A 16,849-nucleotide genomic window follows, 5' to 3' on the forward strand; every position below is an offset into this window, starting at 1 on the left:
CTACGCTGAGGGCATGATCCGCATCGTCGTCCTGGTCATCTGGCTGCTGCTGTCGGCATGGCTCGTCATCTGGACCGGCGAAGGCCTGTTCGGCATCGATCAGCGCGACTCGATCCTGCCCTTCTCCGGGGAGGACACGCTGGGTGGGCCGATCATCATCGGCGTCGCCTGGGGTCTGATCCTCACGTTCGGAGGCACGATGTCGGGCCTCGGTCGCCGCAAGCGGCTACGCGGGGAGTCGCAGATCGGCGTGGGCCGCATCGTCGAGATCTCCCGCACCGGTCTCACCGTCAACGACGTGCCGCAATACGACCTGTTCATCCGGGTCACGCCGCAAGCGGGGGAAGACTTCGTCGGACAGCTGCGGATGCTGGTCGACCCGAGCGATCTCGCCTCACTCCAGATCGGACAGCCGATCCCCGTGCGGTACAGCCTCACCGACCAGGACACGGTCGAACTCGCCGACGTCACCGATGCGGCTGTTCGCGATGCGCTGCTGCAGTGGCGGATCGATCGGGGGCTCATCGACCCTCGCCTGGTGAGAGCTCGAACGACGGGCACGCAGGTGCCCGCGTCGGTGCTGGCGGTGCGACCGACCGGACGTCGCCTCGAGGGCCAGAGCGAGCTCGAGCTCAGGGTGCTCATGGCGCCAGAGGGTGCGTCGACGTGGGAGACCGACACGACGGTGTTCGCGTACCCCGAGGCGATCTCGCGTTTCCAGGTCGGCGCGCCGATCTGGGCGTTCTACCGCCGGGAGGATCCGCAGACCGTGGCCGTGACGATCGAGAAGGAGGTCGGACGATGAACATCCTCGACACAGTGATCTGGCTGATCAACTTCGCTGCGGCGCACGGGTACGCGATGGTGTTCATCGCGGGCTTCTCGATCCTCGGTCTCTTCGCCATGTCCTTCTCGGGTTCGGCGCCCGGTGTGTCGTTGCGGCGTGTCCGCGAGCGTGAAGGTCTCCTTCACGGGGAGGTCGCCACACGAGGGCGGGCGGTGAGCACCGCTCGGCGCATCGTGTTCCGCACCCTTGCCTTCGTCATGCTGGCGAACCTCGTGATCGGCATCCTCAGTCTCACGGGGGTGCCGATCACGCGCGCCTACATCCACGAGCACGGTCAGCCGACGACGGGCACCGTCGACGGCGACTGGGTGACGTTCACGACCCCGAGCGGTGTGGAGTACACGATCGAGAGCAACTTCTTCACGCCGGCCGTGTACCCCGATCGTGATGCCTACCTGCCCTCCGGCGAGCCGGTCGTGGTCCGCTACCTCCCTGGACACCCCCAGGCCTTCGTCATCGACAGCGCGCAGGGCCCTCGCTGACCGCACTCCCGAGCCGACGTCTGCAGAGGCGCGTAGGGTGAAGACATGTCGCGAATCATCGTCTTCGGCGGCCACGGCCGCATCGCTCTGCTGCTCGCTCCTCTCCTCGTCGCCCGCGGCGATGAGGTCACTTCGGTCATCCGCAACCCGGATCACGTCGCCGAGGTCGAAGAGACGGGAGCCCGAGCGCTGGTCGCTGACGTCGAGACCCTCGGCACGACCGAGCTCGCGGACATCATCCGAGGTCACGACGCGGTGGTGTGGTCGGCCGGTGCCGGCGGGGGATCCGCGGAGCGCACCTACGCGGTCGACCGCGACGCCGCGATCCGCACGATGGATGCCTCGGCCGAGGCCGGAACCGGACGCTACGTCATGGTGTCGTGGATCGGCTCGAAGGCCGACCACGGTGTCGCTGAGGACGCTGACTTCTTCCCGTATGCCGACGCGAAGTGGGCGGCCGACGAGCATCTGCGCGGCACCGAACTCGACGGCACGATCCTCGGGCCCGGAACGCTCACGTTCGACGACCCGACCGGCCGTATCGTCCTCGATCCCGAGGGCAAGGGAGAGGTCTCCCGCGCCGATGTGGCAGCCGTGATCGCCGAGTCCGTCGGCAACCCGTCGACCATCGGTCGCACGATCCGGTTCGGGAACGGGTCCGGCGACTCGGCGGTGCCGATCGCCGACGCACTCAGCGCCTGACGTCATGTTCCGGCGACGCGCCTGGGCGGTCGGAGCAGCGGCGATCGTGGGGCTCTGCGCACTGACGGCCTCCTCGACCGCATCCGCCCAGGTCGCAGACGTCACCGAGGTGTCCACGGCGGCCGCAGAGGCCGCAGAGCCTGATGAGCGCGCCGAGATGCTGGTCGGGCGGATGACGACGGCCCAGCAGGCGGCGAGCATCGTGATGGGGCACATTCCGACGACGGATGCGGCGGCCTTGAGCGCCTATATGGCGCAGGGACTCGGCGGATTCATCCTGATGGGCGCCAACATCCCGGCGACGGATGCCGAGCTCGCGACACTCACCGCATCCCTGACGGTCGATCCCGAGCGTCCTCCGCTCATCGCGATCGACCAGGAGGGCGGCATCGTCTCGCGCCTGCCTGCCGACGAGTACGCCGCGTCGACGACTCTGAAGTCGCTGCCTGTCGCCGACACCGCTGCAGCCTTCTCCGCCCGGGCGGCGCTGGTCGCCAGGTCGGGGATCACCGTCGACTTCGGGACGGTCGCGGATGTGACCGCCGATCCGTCGTCGTTCATCCACGGCCGGGCGCTCGGCACGGATCCGCAGTCGTCGGCCGAGAGGGTCGCCGCCGCCACCGCTGCGCAGGAACCCGTCGTCGCGTCGACGCTCAAGCACTTCCCCGGGCATGGTGCGGCTCCAGGCGACTCGCACCATGCGATCCCCTCGACGGCAGAGACGCTCGACGAGTGGCGCGCGAAGGATGCCGTGCCGTTCGTGGCCGGCATCGATGCCGGGGCGTCCCTGCTGATGTTCGGGCATCTCGCGTATACGTCGGTCGATCCCGCCCCGGCGTCGCTCTCGGCCCGGTGGCACGAGATCGCCCGCGACGAGCTGGGGTTCGACGGCGTGATCGTCACCGACGACCTCGGGATGCTGCAGTCCTCAGGACTGCCCGAGTATGCCGACCCGGTGTCCAACGCGGTCACGGCGGTCGCCGCGGGGAACGACCTTGTTCTCATGATCGCCGGCTCTACCGCCGACACAGCGTCCGAGATCGTCGCAGGGATCACCGCGGCGGTCGATTCGGGAGCACTCCCTGCAGAACGGCTCGCCGACGCTGCCACGAGGGTGATGGCGCTCAGGCTCCAGTCCAGTGCGGCGAGCGCCGAGTGGTCGCTGTGCGCGGAGTGCGAGCCTGCCGGCTGACGTCAGGCGCTGACTGCCACCGGGTGGTCGGAGCCGAGCCAGGTCTGCAGGAGCTCGGCGCGAAGGCGCGTGCCGCGCTCGGCGAACCCGCGCTGCTGGCGTACGTACTCGGCTTTGCCTTCGGCGGTCTCGATGGGTACGGGCACCACGTCCCAGGCGGACAGGTCGTAGGGGGCGGCCTGCATGTCGAGCAGCCGGATGTCACGGGCGAGTTCGAATGCGTCGAGGAGCAGCTCCCCGGGAACGAGGGGACCGAGCTTCAGAGCCCACTTGTACAGGTCCATACCGGCGTGCAGGCAGCCGGGCTGTTCGAACAGGGGCTGATCGTCGCGTGTCAGCTCGGTGCGGTTCCGGGGTACGGCCTGGGGCGTGAAGAAGCGGAACGCGTCGAAATGCGTGCACCGCAGGTCGTGGTTCTCCACGACCGCGTCCGTGGCGGCCTGTCCGAGCCGCAGGGGAACGGGATGCCGGTGCTCGTCGGCCCGATACACCATGGCCCACTCGTGCAGACCGAAGCAGCCGAACTGTCCGGGGCGCGAGGCGGTGCGCCGCAGCATCCGCTCGATGAGCGCTGCGAGTTCGGACTTCTCGTTCGCGAACATCGAGGCATCCGGGATCGCGCTGTCGGCGTCAGCACCGGGGGAGTACCAGCGCCAGTTCAGCCGCTCGGCGGCATCCTCGAGCTGCACGCCTGCACCGGGGTGCCACCGCCGCAGCTGGGCGGGCTTGTAGTTGTAGTAGGTGAAGAGGAAGTCCCAGACAGGGTGCTTCTCGCGCCGAGACGCTCTCTCCCGATGCGCCGAGGTGAGAGCGTCCGCTCGAAGCAGGTGCGCATGCTCACGCTCCAGCCAGTCGTGTCGGGGGAGAGAGACGGTCATGTCAGCGGAGGATGCCGGCTTCGCCGAGCAGATCGCGCAGCCCTGCGCCGTCCTCGGCGCTCACCCAGGGGGCGACGTCTTCGGAGTGCGGCTCGTGGCCCGCGCGTCCACCGGCGAGCACGGCCTCGGCGGGCAGCAGGCGACGGATCGCGACACCGGCCACCGAGTCGGGATGCTCGTCCATGAACTCCGAGTAGATCGACTCGTCGTGCTGCCCGTCGTCGCCGATGAGCAGCCACTTGACATGCGGGAACTCCGACGCGAGTCGTCGCAGGTTGGTGAGCTTGTGCTCGCGTCCGCTGCGGAACCAGCGGTCGTGCGTGGGGCCCCAGTCGGTGAGGAGCATGGAGCCTGCCGGGAACAGGTGGCGTCCGAGGAAGCGACGCAGCGTCGGGGCGACGTTCCATGCCCCGGTGGAGAGGTAGATCATCGGGGCGCCGGGGTGCTCGCGCAGCACCTGGTCGAGGAGCACGGCCATACCGGGAACCGGGATGCGGGCGTGCTCGTCGACGACGAAGGAGTTCCAGGCGGCGATGAACGGACGGGGGAGGGCCGTCACCATGACGGTGTCGTCGACATCAGAGACGATGCCGAAGTGCGTCGACTCCGCGACGATGAACGCCGTGGCCTCGACGGGCTCCTGGCCCTCGACGGAGAAGGTGAACGTCTGCCAGCCGGGCTCGAGATCCACGTGGACCACAGAGTCGATTACACCTCCGCGGTCGGCGACGACGTCATGCACCGAATCGCCGATCCGCACGGCCACCTTCGCGAAGCTGACAGGGATCCCGACGAAGCTCCGCCAGCCGCGCACGCTCGCCGGTTCCCCGTCTTTCGTGCTGCGCTGCGGCGGCACGATCAGCACGCGTCCCACGACGCGCACCCATCCGGGGCCGCCATAGCCGGGGAACGGGAGGATGGTGGCGGTACGACCGCGACGGCGCGCTCGCTTCTCACGCCACACGTGGAGGCGGTGTTCGAGACGCGCGAACCAGTGGATCCGGGGCGCCGGGGGTGACGAAGCCATTGCTTCAGTCTTTCACGTCGGTCGCGTCCTCCGTGTCGGAGATGTCGAGGTGACGAGCCTCGAGCCGAGAGAGGACCTTCTTGGCGACGAAGACCGCGAGCAGGAACAGGGCGATGATGCCCACGAAGATGTAGCCCGCGTAGTGCACGCGGTCGGCGAGCTCGTCGAAGCTCCCGGCGGCGAGAGACGTGATGCTCACGTAAGCCGTGGCCCAGATCAGGCAGGCAGGCGCCGTCCACGCGAGGAAGCGGCGATACGAGTAATGGCTCATGCCCACGGTGAGGGGGACGAGCGAATGCAGCACGGGGAGGAAGCGTGAGAGGAAGATGGCGATGCCGCCTCGGCGGGCGAGATACCGCTCGGCGCGTATCCAGTTCGCCTCACCGACCCGACGCCCGACCCAGGATGCGCGGATGTGCGGACCGATCCAGCGTCCGAGCCAGAATCCGATGCTCTCGCCGATCAGAGCACCGACCACGACGGCGATGACCATCGCCACCGCCTCGGGCAGGCTGGTGATGCCGATCGATGCGACGAGGACGACCGTGTCGCCGGGGAATACCAGGCCGATCAGCACGCTGGTCTCCAGCAGGACCGCGAGCCCGGCCACGAGAGTCCGAGCGACCGGGTCGATCGATCGCATGAACTCGATCAGCCACGGCACCAGGTCGTCCACCCCTCGAGAATACGGGAGGCACCGCGGCCTAGGCTGAGAACGTGCCCGAACGTCTGAGCACCCGCGTCTTGACGGACCGGGTGGATCCCGCAGCGCTCTTCCTCGCGCTCGAGCAGGTGGAGCCTGACGTCTTCTGGCTCGACGCCGGTGCCTCTGCATCAGAGGGATGGAGCTTCATCGGAACGGGAGAGACGTCGGCGTTCCCCGAGGACGTTCGGCTGGATGCGTCTGCGGGGGACCGATCGGCTCTGGACGGAGACGTCGCGCATCCTCCGCTGCGGGGCGGATGGGTCGGCTGGTACGACTACGAGACGGGGGCTCGAGCCGCAGGGGCCCCGGTCTCCGATTCCGGCCAGTCCGCAGGGGGCGCCTGGGTGCGCATCACCCGCTTCGCCGCGTTCGACCACTCGACAGGGCGCATCTGGGCCTGCGCAGCGGAGGCGGATCTGGACGAGTGGGCGGCGTTCGTCACGGAGCAGGGCTCCTCGGACCTGCAGGATGCCTCCGCGCTCGCCGCGGAGCCGCGAAGAGTGGACGCCAGGCACACCCCGGACGAATATGCGGCCCTCATCGAACGGTGTCGCGAACTGATCCGAGCGGGGATCGCCTACCAGCTCTGCCTGACCACTCGGTTCACGGTTCCCGGGGAGCACGATCCCGTATCCGTCTACCGTCGGCTGCGATCCGCGACGCCCGCCCACCACGGAGGTTTCGTGCGGATCGGCGGACGGTGCCTGCTCAGCGCGAGCCCGGAGCAGTTCCTGCACGCCGAAGGCGGAATCATCCGCACTCGTCCCATCAAAGGGACGCGACCGCGCAGCGACGACCCGGAGCAGGATGCCGCGCTCGCCGCGGAGCTCGCGACCGACGTCAAGGAGCGCGCCGAGAACGTGATGATCGTCGATCTTATGCGCAACGACCTCTCACGGGTGTGCGAGCCCGGGTCGATACGCGTCGACGCGCTGTGGGCGGTCGAGAGCTATCCGGCCGTCCACCAGCTCGTCAGCACCGTGAGCGGCACGGCGGCCGCCGGCACCACGGCGGGCGCGCTGTTCGCGGCATCCTTCCCCGCCGGGAGCATGACCGGCGCCCCCAAGCTGTCGGCGATGACCCGGCTGCACGAACTCGAGGGCGGGCCCCGGGGGGTCTATGCCGGATGCTTCGGATACATCGGCGACGACGGCTCGCTCGATCTGGCGATGGTCATCCGCAGCATCGTCATCGACGCGGGGAGCGCGGTGATCGGAGCGGGCGGCGGGATCACGTGGCGCTCGGTCGCGGCATCCGAGGTCTCGGAGGTGGCGACGAAGGCGCGGGCACCCCTTGCGGCCCTCGGCGCGGAAATGCCCGCGGCCTGGGCTTCCGATATCCTGAACTGATCCCCTTTTCCCTTCAGATTGGTCGTGCGTTCGTTGTCTGAGAACCTGTCCACCTCTCCCGTCGACGAGGAGACCTCCTCGGCGCACGCTATCCAGGCCAAGTGGCAGAAGTACTGGGCGGAGAACGAGACGTTCCTCACCGGCGGCGACGACGACAAGCGGCCCCGCCGCTACGTGCTGGCGATGTTCCCGTATCCCTCCGGCGACCTGCACATGGGGCACGCCGAGAACTACCTCTACTCCGACATCGTGGCCCGTTTCTGGCGTCACCGCGGGCACAACGTGCTCAACCCGATCGGCTGGGACTCCTTCGGTCTGCCGGCCGAGAATGCGGCGATCCGCCAGGGCGCCGACCCGCGCGAGTGGACGTACCAGAACATCGCCCAGCAGAAGCAGGCGTTCCAGAACTACGGCGTCTCGTTCGACTGGTCGCGCGTGCTGCACACCTCTGACCCCGAGTACTACCGCTGGAACCAGTGGCTGTTCCTGAAGCTGCACGAGCGCGGCCTGGCCTATCGCAAGAAGAGCGCTGTCAACTGGTGCCCGAACGACCAGACGGTGCTCGCGAACGAGCAGGTCGTCGACGGACGCTGCGATCGCTGCGGCGCCGAGGTCGTGAAGAAGAAGCTCACCCAGTGGTACTTCAAGATCACGGACTACGCCGACCGACTGCTCGACGACCTGAACCAGCTCGAGGGCTTCTGGCCGCACAAGGTGCTGCAGATGCAGCGCAACTGGATCGGCCGCTCGATCGGCGCCGACGTGGACTTCCGCATCGAAGGCCGCGACGAGCCGGTCACGGTGTTCTCGACGCGTCCCGACACGCTGCACGGTGCGACGTTCTTCGTCGTGGCGCCCGATTCGGACCTGGCGAGCGAGCTCGCGAAGGACGCTCCTGTCGAGGTGCGCGAGCGCTTCGAGAAGTACCTGGGCGATGTGCAGAAGACCACTGATGTCGACCGTCAGGCGACCGATCGTCCGAAGACCGGTGTCTTCCTCGAGCGGTTCGCGATCAACCCGGTCAACGGTGAGAAGCTGCCTGTGTGGGCTGCGGACTACGTGCTCGCCGACTACGGTCACGGCGCGGTCATGGCCGTGCCCGCGCACGACCAGCGCGACCTCGACTTCGCCCGTGCCTTCGACCTTCCGGTCAAGGTCGTCGTCGACACGACGGCGCCGATCACCGGTGCGATGCCCGTCATCGAGGTCGACGATGAGGGTGTGCCGATCGACACGGGTGCCGCTCTCGACGAGCAGAACCCGGCGTCCACCGGCATCGCCCTGACGGGCGAAGGCCGGATGATCAACTCCGGTGCCCTGAACGGTCTGTCCAAGCGCAACGCGATCGCCCGCGCGATCGAGCAGCTCGAAGCCTCGGGAACGGGTCGCGCGGCGAAGAACTATCGCCTCCGCGACTGGCTGATCTCGCGCCAGCGCTTCTGGGGCACGCCCATCCCGATGCTGCACGCCGAGGACGGCCGGATCATCCCGGTTCCCGAGGACCAGCTGCCGGTGAAGCTGCCCAGCGTCGAGGGACTCGACCTGAAGCCCAAGGGCTCGTCGCCGCTGGGCGCAGCCGAGAGCTGGGTGCGCACGGTCGACGCCGCGAGCGGCGACCCCGTGCTGCGCGACCCCGACACCATGGACACGTTCGTGGACAGCTCGTGGTACTTCCTGCGCTTCCTCTCCCCGAACAGCGACACCGTCGCGTTCGACCCGGCCCAGGCCGCCCGCTGGTCGCCGGTCGACTCGTACATCGGCGGGGTCGAGCACGCGATCCTGCACCTGCTGTACGCGCGCTTCATCACCAAGGTCCTGTTCGACATGGGCCTGATCGACTTCACGGAGCCTTTCTCGAACCTGATCAACCAGGGAATGGTTCTCCTCGACGGCGCGAAGATGTCGAAGAGCAAGGGCAACCTGGTGCTGTTCGAAGAGGAACTCGACGCGTACGGCGCTGACGCGCTGCGCGTGGGTCTGGCGTTCGCGGGTCCGGTGGAGGACGACAAGGACTGGGCCGACGTCTCGACGACCGGTGCGCAGAAGTTCCTCGCCCGCGCGCTGCGGATCGCCCGTGAGGTGGCGTCTCCCGTCGACGTGGTGTTCGCCGGGGGAGATGCGGCGCTCCGTCGTGCCACGCACAAGCTGCTCGCGGATGCTCCGGCCCTCGTCGAGCAGACGAAGTTCAACGTGCTGGTCGCACGCCTGATGGAGCTGGTGAACATCACCCGCAAGACCATCGACGGTGCTGCGGGTGCTGCGGATCCGGCTGTCCGCGAGGCCGCCGAGACCGTCGCCGTGATGCTCGACCTGATCGCGCCGCACACCGCGGAGGAGATCTGGGAGATCCTCGGTCACGAGCCTTCCGTGGGCCTCGTCACCTGGCGTTCCGCCGACCCTGCGCTGCTCGTCGAAGACACAGTGACGGCTGTCGTGCAGGTGGGCGGCAAGGTCCGCGCCCAGCTCGAGGTGCCCGCGCGCATCGGCGAGGCCGAGCTCGAGGCGCTGGCGCGCGCCGATGAGCGGGTGATCCGTTCGATCGGTGATCGCGAGATCGTCAAGGTGGTCGTACGCGCCCCCAAGATCGTCAGCATCGTCGTCAAGGGCTGACCGCCCGCGTCGTCGCACACGACGCACCGGCTCTGCACATCAGGCCGCCCGCGGGGGTTCTCCCCGTCGGGCGGCCTGACGCATGAGACGCATCCGATCGCGCGCTTAGCGTTGCGGGATGCCCGAATCCGCCGCTCCGTCGCCTCCACCGCGCCGGTTGCGATTGGGCGTCGGCGCCGCGATCGTGCTGGCACTCGTCGTGCTGTCGGCGGCCGTCGGACTCGGGCTGATGCGAGGTCAGGCGGCGCCGACCGAATCGGTGCCGCTGGCCACCGACGCAGCGGCGGGCGGCGGCTCCACAGGAGAGCTCTACGTGCATGTGCTCGGCGCCGTCGAGCATCCGGGTCTCTACGTTCTCGATCTCGACTCTCGTCTGGTCGATGCGGTGGCGGCTGCGGGGGGAACCACCGACGACGCCGACCTGACCGCGATCAACCTCGCGCGTGTGCTCGCCGATGGCGAGCAGATCATCGTGCCGACGGTCGGCGCGGTGGTGGACGGGCCGGGGGCCGTGGCGCCCTCCGACGACCGCGTAGACCTGAACACGGCGGATCAGGCAGCGCTCGAGACGCTGTCACGCATCGGCCCCGCACTGGCCGAGCGGATCATCGCGTGGCGCGACGAGAACGGGAGGTTTCAGTCCGTCGACGACCTCCTCGCGGTGCCAGGCATCGGCGAGAAGCTGCTCGCCGGCATCCGCGACGGTGTGCGGGTGTGAGGCGGATCGCTGCCCGGGCGTTCTCCTGGGCCGCGGCCATCGTCAGCGGTGAGGTGATGCGGCGCTGCTCGAAGATCCCGCGTCATTCAGGACCGCGCGTGCGGCACGTTCACCGGAGGCGAGGGCGCCCTGAATCGACGCGGTGTCCCGGTGGTCGCCTGCGACATAAAGCCGCTCGGCGTAGCGCGGCGACCGTGCCGCACCGAGGGGCGCCGGTTGGGCCGGGAGCGCGTCGGTGATGTCGTCGCGCCGGATCAGCTCCCATGCGCTGATGTCCGCACCCCAGATCTCACTCAGGTGGCGGCGGACTTCGTTCTCCTCGGCGGGATCGCCACGGCGCGGCAGCAGGCAGGTTGCGGCGATGAGGTGGCGTCCGGCCGGGGCGTACGAGGGCACGGTGTGCGTCATCACGACGGTGTTCACGACGGGGCCTCGGCCTCGGCCGTCGACGGTCAGCGACGCGGATGCGGTCGGAGGCTCGTCGGCGGCGAACCACCACGTCTGCAGACCGTTCGTCGCCGGTCGCGCAAGCCCGGTGAGGTCGGTGACCGCATCGGGGCCGACCGCGACGACCACTCGAGCCGCGCGGACGGAGTCGCCCTCGCTCGCCTCGACCCTGATCTGCTCTCCGAGCGCCGAGATGCGTCCTGCACTGGTGCCGAGACGGATATCAGCTCCCATCGTGCGCGCATGCGCGGCAAGCTGCTCGGGAACCGCAGCGATCCCTTGTGCGGGTAGGCCGGGGCGGCCGAGCACGAAGTACCGCACGAGCAGTCGCACGAACGCCTCCGACGTCTCACCCCGTCTCTCCGCCAGGACCCCGGCGAGGAACGGTTCGAGCACGGCGGTGCGGAGCGGACCGCGGAGGCCCACGGCATCCCATCCCTCGCGCACGGCGACATCGTTGCGGGCGAGACGCGAGAGCGGACGCACCAACGCCGGCGCGGCCCAGCGTGCCAGCGCGACGGCATCCCGAGTGTTCACGAGGCCGCTGCGCAGCGAAGCGGCGATCGACTGAGGGTATCGGAGCGGATGCCGCAGCTCGGCCATGCCCTCCGCCGTGCGGACCCGCACACCCACAGGGAAGCTTCCCAGGGCGAGCGCGTCGAGATCGACGCTGCGCCGGAGCGCGGGATAGGCCGGGTTGAGCACCTGGAACCCGCGGTCCAGCCGAAACCCATCGACGATGTCCGTGCGCTGGCGCCCTCCGACCGCATCCGCGGCCTCGAGGACGACGACATCGAGCCCGCGTGCCGAGAGCAACCCGGCGCAGCGGAGCCCCGCGAGTCCGGCGCCGATCACGATCACGTCATGCATTCGCGACGACCTCCCCTCGGCGGAGCGCCGCAGCGCGCCGACCGATCGACGCGATCACCGGATTGCGCAGCGTCCGCTCCATGGCACCAGCGTACGACGGGATGCCGGCGGGCGGACGCTCGCGGGCAGGCGCCTACTCCGCCGACATGCAGGCCGAGGTGAGCGTCATCCGGACGAGCCCGTCGATGCTCGTCGTATCGCGGATGGTCATGCGTGCCACGGGGGCTGTCTCGCTGTACCTGATGTCCTCTTGCATCGCTCTATCCGACTCATACCCGGCGTCGTCCCAGACGCCGAGGATCCGAGTGACCGATCTCGCGTTGTCGTCTGTGCGGAAGTCGAGGTTCACGTGGTGCTGCATGCCCGATCCCTCGGCGCAGGGAACGGGATTCGGTATCGCTGCCGATGCATCGAGCGTGGCGCCCGCCGCATCGATGGGAGTCCCCGCCGTCACGGCGAGCGAGTCATCGAGGAGCCGACGGATCTCTGCGTCCACCTCGGTCGGTGTGAGAACCTCCGCCGGCTCGGTCAGTTCCGAGGGCTCCGGACGAGCGCTCAGGCTTGTGTTCGCGTACCCGCAGCTCGGCCGGCGGTCGGCGATCACCGGGAGCTCGAGTGTGACGCGACTGCCAGCCGGATCCGGTCGGTACTCCACGATCAGTGCCTTGCCGTCGACAGCCGCTCCATAGTCGCCCGCAGCGAACGGCTGATGCGCGTCGTTCCCCGAGGTTCGCGCCATCGGTGAGGAGACCATCGGACCGTCCTGCCGGTAGACCGTTCCACTCGATCCCATCAGCAACGAACGCTCGACCACGACGTATCCGGTGTCGCAACCATTGTCGGTCAGTGTCGTCATCGTGACGTCGATGCTCCACAGCGTGGAGAATCCCGCTCCGAGGACAGCGACGGCCGCGCCGAGGACCCCGAGGATCTTGAACGGCAACATCCAGGTCGGTGACGAGACGCTCAACAAGCCCATCACGAGCGCGACGGACGCGATGAGTACGGATGCGCTGAGGAGGATCTGGTCGTCGAGCGGGCCGATGAGTACGGATGCGGTGCCCGCGGAGAACCAGTCGACGGCGATGACCGCGACCGCGACCACGGTCGCACCTGCGAACATCCAGCCTGAGATTCGGACCAGCCGTCGCTGGGGGCGGTCAGAGATCTGCATCACCTCCGAAGCCTACGGTGCACACAGATCCGTCGACGCAGTACTCAGCAGTCTCACGGCCTGTACGTCTCGGGTCCACACGCGGGTGTCGCACAGCTGGAGAGCTGCACCGCTCGTGGTGGCGCGCTCCACTTCTGCACATCGGGAGGAGTGGAACGTCTGTCCACGGTCGGCGGGTCTCTGTGCGGGAGGAGTGCTGCGGGCGCCCTTAGGTTGCTCTGATGCGAGGACCCGAGAAGAGTGCGTGCATCCGATGGGTGCTCGCCGTCATGATGCCTGACGGCGTGCTCGGGTGAGGCGAGATCTGCGCCTTCTGCCCGTCGCCGGGGGAGTGTGGGCGGCGGCTCTGCTGTGTGTGTTCATCCCTGCTGCGGCCGGGTGGTGCGCGCTTGCGGGTGGGGTCGGTGCGGTCATCGTGGGTGCGGTCGTGCTGAGACGTGCAGACCGTGCCGCGTCGCGCGCCGCTCTGATGGTCGTCCTGCTCGCAGCGATCGCGGCAGTCTCGCTCAGTGCGATGTCGTCGCTGCCAGGGCGGGAGGGGGCGGCATCCTGGGATGGTCGCGTGGTCGAGCTGACCGGGGAGATCACCTCGTCGGCGTCGGTCGGTCGGGACGAGCGGCTGTGGGTGGAGGTGCAGCTCACGGGGATCGGGTCGCCAGGGGCGGTGCGGGAGGCCACGTCGCCGGTGCGGATCGGCATCGACCCGGCGGACGGCTTCGATCTCGGCGCGACCGTCAGAGTGACGGGGGAGGCGGCGGCGACGGATTCGGGGGAGCGATCGGCGCTCGTCGTGTTCGGGAGTACCGCGGCGGTCGAGTCTCCCGCATCGGGGGTGTTCGCGATGGCCGCTGATGTCCGGGGCGCGTTCGTCGAGCGCTCGTCGAGACTTCCCGAGCCCGGGGCCGGGCTGCTTCCCGGTCTCGCGGTCGGCGACACTCGTGCGGTGTCGACCGCGCTGAGCGATGACATGCGCACGAGCGGGCTCAGCCACCTGACCGCGGTGTCGGGAGCGAACTGCGCGATCGTCGTCGGCGCCGCGTTCTGGCTCGCCGCGCTCTGCGGCGCCGGCCGTAGGACTCGGGTCATCGCGGCAGCCGTCGTGCTCGCCGGGTTCGTCGTGCTCGTCACGCCGGAGCCGAGCGTGATCCGGGCCGCGGTGATGGCCGGGGTCGCGATGCTCTCCCTGCTGCTCGGGCGTCCGAGCGCGGGGGCCGGGATGCTCGCGCTCAGTGCTGCCGGCATCCTGATCGCGGATCCCTGGCTCGCCTCGACGCCGGGGTTCGCACTGTCGGTCGCCGCCTCCGGTGCACTGATCATGCTCTCGCCGTCGCTGACTCGAGGCCTCGCGCGGTGGATGCCGCACCCACTGGCGCTCGCGATCGCGGTGCCGACCGCCGCACAGCTGGTCTGCGGGCCGGTGATCGCTCTGTTCGCAGAACAGCAGTCGCTCGTCGGACTCGTGGCGAATCTGCTGGCTGCGCCGGCTGCACCGATCGCCACGATCATCGGACTGCTCGCGTGTCTCACGGCGCCTCTTCCTGCGGTCGCCGACCTCTTGGCTGCGTCCGCGTGGTTGCCCGCCGCGTGGATCGCCGAGACCGCGACCCTCGCGGCGAGGCTGCCTTTCGCGCGGATCGTGATGGAGCCCGGCATAGCCAGTGCCGCGCTCGTCGCAGTCGTGAGCGGAGCGATCGGGGTGATCCTCGTGGATGGATTCCGCAGGGGAAGAATCGTCCGGGGTGTGGCCTCCGGCATTCTCGCGGTCGTGCTCGCCCTGGGCGGTGCCCACATCGTCCTCGACGGACCACTGGCGAGTGCGACCAACCCGGACGGCTGGTCGGTGGCCGCGTGCGATGTCGGTCAGGGCGATGCCCTCGTCATCAGATCAGAGGGGCGCATCGCACTGATCGACACCGGCCCCGCCCCCGAGCCTGTGGCCGCCTGCCTTCGGGCGCTCGGCATCGATCGGGTCGATCTGCTCGTGCTCACGCACTTCGACCTCGATCATGTGGGAGGCGTCGAGGCTGTGCAGGGGCGAGTGGACACGGTTCTGCACGGGCCCACGGGAGAAAGCGGCGACGAGAGGATGCTGCAGCGCCTCGGGGAAGGCGGGGCGACGGTGACCCCGGCGACCGCGGGGCTGCACGGCGAGCTCGGAGCGGCATCGTGGCAGGTGCTCTGGCCGCAGCGCGGATCGACCGTCTTCCCACCGGGAAATGACCAGAGCGTGGTGCTCGAAGTCGGAGGAGGCGAGGTGCCGCGATCGCTCTTCCTCGGAGACCTGTCGGCCGAGGCGCAGCGGATGCTGTCGCGCACCGCGCATATTCGGGGGAGCTTCGCGGTGGTCAAGGTCGCGCATCACGGGAGCGCCGATCAGGATGCCCAGCTCTACGTCGACCTGCATCCGCTCGTGGCGCTGTTCAGCGCCGGCGTGGACAACGACTACGGCCATCCGCGCGCTGAGACGCTCGCCTCGCTCGCGGCCACCGGTGCGCGCGTGCTGAGGACCGATCAACAGGGGCGGCTCCTCGTCGGTCTCGAAGACGGCGCACTGCAGCTCTGGACCGAGAAGCAGCCGCCGTGACCGCGGGAGCGACGTCGGCGGCCCCCGGTAGGCTGAGAACATGGCTGCTTCTCGTACCCCCTCCCGTGGCGGTGCGAAGACGGCGAAGGTCGCTCAGGTGTCGTGGCGAGAGCCGCGCCCCGCACCCGTCGTCCTGGTCTTCGGTCCTGAAGAGGTCTGCGCGGAGCGCGCGACCGCCGGGGTCCGCGATTACCTCCGCGCCGAAGATCCGGCGCTCGAGATCACCGATGTCCGCGCTGACGATTACGCACCGGGCACACTTCTCTCGCTCACCTCGCCGTCGCTCTTCGGCGAGCCGCGTCTCGTGCGCGTCTCGGGAGTGGAGAAGTGCTCGGACGCCTTCCTGCAAGAGGCCGTGTCGTACCTCGATCACCCGCAGGAGGGTGCCACAGTCATCCTTCGGCACACCGGTGCGAGCGTTCGCGGCAAGAAGCTGCTCGACGCACTGCGCGCCGGCACGGGCGACGGCATCGAGATCCCGTGCCCCGCGATCAAGCGCGACAGTGACCGTGTCGACTTCGCGGCGGGGGAGTTCACCGCGGCCAAGAAGCGCATCGCGCCCCCTGCGCTGCGTGCCCTCGTCTCGGCGTTCGCCGACGACCTCACCGAGCTCGCGGCCGCATGTCAGCAGTTGATCAACGATGTCGAGGGCGACATCACCGAAGACGTCGTCACCAAGTACTACGGCGGGCGTGTCGAGGTGTCGGCATTCGTCGTCGCCGACACGGCGATCGCGGGGCGCTACGGCGAAGCCCTCGTCGCGCTGCGGCACGCACTCGCCTCGGGAGCCGATCCCGTGCCGATGGTGGCGGCATTCGCGATGAAGCTGCGCACCATGGCGCGCGTCGCCGGCAATCGCGAACCCAGCCGCCAACTCGCGCAGCGCCTGGGCATGAAGGACTGGCAGGTCGACCGCGCGAAGCGCGACCTCGCCGGATGGAACGAACGCTCCCTCGGGATGGCCATCCAGGCCACGGCCCGCGCAGACGCCGAGGTCAAGGGCGCATCGCGCGACCCGGTCTTCGCGCTCGAGCGCATGCTCACGGTCATCGCCACCCGGCAGCCGTTCGGGGAGTGAGTCTCGTCGCCCGCCGGGGCGACGCCCTCGCGCTGCGACGCCGCTCGACCGTGAATTCGTTGTGCACCCCGTGGCACGCGAAAGAGCCCGCCCCGCGAACGGGACGGGCTCTTGTCACACCGACAAGCGGGGGTTCGGCTCAGAGAGCGGAAACCTGCTTGGCGATGGAGGACTTGCGGTTCGCA

14 protein-coding genes are annotated in these 16,849 nt (G+C 69.1%); 9 read left to right on the top strand and 5 right to left on the bottom strand.

The genetic code is table 11. From position 1 onward, the window contains the following. The first annotated feature begins 13 nt into the window (after positions 1–13). From ASF80_RS00965 to ASF80_RS00980, 4 genes are read left to right on the top strand one after another with little or no spacing between them, the layout of a single operon-like run. Positions 14–805, top strand: coding sequence for a hypothetical protein (locus ASF80_RS00965; RefSeq protein WP_056307206.1), 792 nt, complete (start codon positions 14–16; stop codon positions 803–805). Beyond that, complete coding sequence (locus ASF80_RS00970) at positions 802–1,329, top strand: hypothetical protein (protein WP_056307208.1); 528 nt, start codon at positions 802–804, stop codon at positions 1,327–1,329. Before ASF80_RS00965 ends, ASF80_RS00970 begins: the two co-directional genes overlap by 4 nt. Positions 1,330–1,374: 45 nt before the next feature. After that, positions 1,375–2,031, top strand: coding sequence for an SDR family oxidoreductase (locus tag ASF80_RS00975; protein ID WP_056307210.1), 657 nt, complete (start codon positions 1,375–1,377; stop codon positions 2,029–2,031). 4 nt (positions 2,032–2,035) lie between these two features. After that, positions 2,036–3,223 carry a glycoside hydrolase family 3 N-terminal domain-containing protein gene (locus tag ASF80_RS00980; protein WP_056307212.1) on the top strand — a complete coding sequence of 396 codons (1,188 nt, stop codon included), beginning with the start codon at positions 2,036–2,038 and terminating at the stop codon, positions 3,221–3,223. 2 nt (positions 3,224–3,225) lie between these two features. Here the strand turns inward: ASF80_RS00980 and ASF80_RS00985 are convergent, their stop codons facing one another. From ASF80_RS00985 to ASF80_RS00995, 3 genes are read right to left on the bottom strand one after another with little or no spacing between them, the layout of a single operon-like run. Continuing rightward, positions 3,226–4,101 carry a hypothetical protein gene (locus ASF80_RS00985; RefSeq protein WP_056307214.1) on the bottom strand — a complete coding sequence of 292 codons (876 nt, stop codon included), beginning with the start codon at positions 4,099–4,101 and terminating at the stop codon, positions 3,226–3,228. Position 4,102: 1 nt separating this feature from the next. Then, positions 4,103–5,128: an App1 family protein gene (locus ASF80_RS00990; RefSeq protein WP_056307216.1), complete on the bottom strand. Its 1,026-nt coding sequence runs from the start codon at positions 5,126–5,128 to the stop codon at positions 4,103–4,105. Between the two features lie 4 nt (positions 5,129–5,132). Next, positions 5,133–5,804: a DedA family protein gene (locus ASF80_RS00995; protein WP_056307218.1), complete on the bottom strand. Its 672-nt coding sequence runs from the start codon at positions 5,802–5,804 to the stop codon at positions 5,133–5,135. A gap of 41 nt (positions 5,805–5,845) precedes the next feature. On the opposite strand from ASF80_RS00995, the gene ASF80_RS01000 reads away from it, so the two are divergent. The 3 genes from ASF80_RS01000 (at position 5,846) to ASF80_RS01010 (ending at position 10,511) form a co-directional block, all read left to right on the top strand. Further along, positions 5,846–7,183 carry an anthranilate synthase component I family protein gene (locus ASF80_RS01000; protein ID WP_200934727.1) on the top strand — a complete coding sequence of 446 codons (1,338 nt, stop codon included), beginning with the start codon at positions 5,846–5,848 and terminating at the stop codon, positions 7,181–7,183. Between the two features lie 33 nt (positions 7,184–7,216). Continuing rightward, positions 7,217–9,793: a leucine--tRNA ligase gene (gene leuS / locus ASF80_RS01005; protein WP_056311585.1), complete on the top strand. Its 2,577-nt coding sequence runs from the start codon at positions 7,217–7,219 to the stop codon at positions 9,791–9,793. Between the two features lie 118 nt (positions 9,794–9,911). Then, the gene (locus ASF80_RS01010) at positions 9,912–10,511 is read left to right on the top strand and encodes a ComEA family DNA-binding protein (protein WP_056307220.1); all 600 of its coding nucleotides are present in this window, start codon (positions 9,912–9,914) and stop codon (positions 10,509–10,511) included. A gap of 42 nt (positions 10,512–10,553) precedes the next feature. On the opposite strand, the gene ASF80_RS01015 is transcribed toward ASF80_RS01010, so the two are convergent. Both ASF80_RS01015 and ASF80_RS01020 read right to left on the bottom strand, forming a co-directional pair. After that, on the bottom strand, positions 10,554–11,828 hold the full coding sequence (locus ASF80_RS01015; protein WP_056307222.1) for an FAD-dependent oxidoreductase: 1,275 nt from the start codon (positions 11,826–11,828) through the stop codon (positions 10,554–10,556). Positions 11,829–11,961: 133 nt separating this feature from the next. Further along, entirely contained in the window at positions 11,962–13,005 is a 1,044-nt protein-coding gene (locus ASF80_RS01020; protein ID WP_157520959.1) for a hypothetical protein, read from the bottom strand. A gap of 289 nt (positions 13,006–13,294) precedes the next feature. Between ASF80_RS01020 and ASF80_RS01025 the strand changes: the two genes are divergently transcribed. Together ASF80_RS01025 and holA are read left to right on the top strand one after the other, a co-directional pair. Further along, complete coding sequence (locus ASF80_RS01025) at positions 13,295–15,586, top strand: ComEC/Rec2 family competence protein (protein ID WP_157520960.1); 2,292 nt, start codon at positions 13,295–13,297, stop codon at positions 15,584–15,586. A gap of 40 nt (positions 15,587–15,626) precedes the next feature. Beyond that, positions 15,627–16,664: a DNA polymerase III subunit delta gene (gene holA / locus ASF80_RS01030; protein WP_056307226.1), complete on the top strand. Its 1,038-nt coding sequence runs from the start codon at positions 15,627–15,629 to the stop codon at positions 16,662–16,664. Positions 16,665–16,849: the final 185 nt, after the last annotated feature.

This window comes from Microbacterium sp. Leaf159, assembly GCF_001423615.1.
Taxonomy (GTDB): domain Bacteria; phylum Actinomycetota; class Actinomycetes; order Actinomycetales; family Microbacteriaceae; genus Microbacterium.

Excerpts from the sequence above, each read along its gene's own strand:
- ASF80_RS00965 (WP_056307206.1), top strand. The coding sequence starts at position 14 with ATGATCCGCATCGTCGTCCTGGTCATCTGGCTGCTGCTGTCGGCATGG.
- ASF80_RS00970 (WP_056307208.1), top strand. The coding sequence starts at position 802 with ATGAACATCCTCGACACAGTGATCTGGCTGATCAACTTCGCTGCGGCG.
- ASF80_RS00975 (WP_056307210.1), top strand. The coding sequence starts at position 1,375 with ATGTCGCGAATCATCGTCTTCGGCGGCCACGGCCGCATCGCTCTGCTG.
- ASF80_RS00980 (WP_056307212.1), top strand. The coding sequence starts at position 2,036 with ATGTTCCGGCGACGCGCCTGGGCGGTCGGAGCAGCGGCGATCGTGGGG.
- ASF80_RS00985 (WP_056307214.1), bottom strand. The coding sequence starts at position 4,101 with ATGACCGTCTCTCTCCCCCGACACGACTGGCTGGAGCGTGAGCATGCG.
- ASF80_RS00990 (WP_056307216.1), bottom strand. The coding sequence starts at position 5,128 with ATGGCTTCGTCACCCCCGGCGCCCCGGATCCACTGGTTCGCGCGTCTC.
- ASF80_RS01010 (WP_056307220.1), top strand. The coding sequence starts at position 9,912 with ATGCCCGAATCCGCCGCTCCGTCGCCTCCACCGCGCCGGTTGCGATTG.
- ASF80_RS01015 (WP_056307222.1), bottom strand. The coding sequence starts at position 11,828 with ATGCATGACGTGATCGTGATCGGCGCCGGACTCGCGGGGCTCCGCTGC.
- holA (WP_056307226.1), top strand. The coding sequence starts at position 15,627 with ATGGCTGCTTCTCGTACCCCCTCCCGTGGCGGTGCGAAGACGGCGAAG.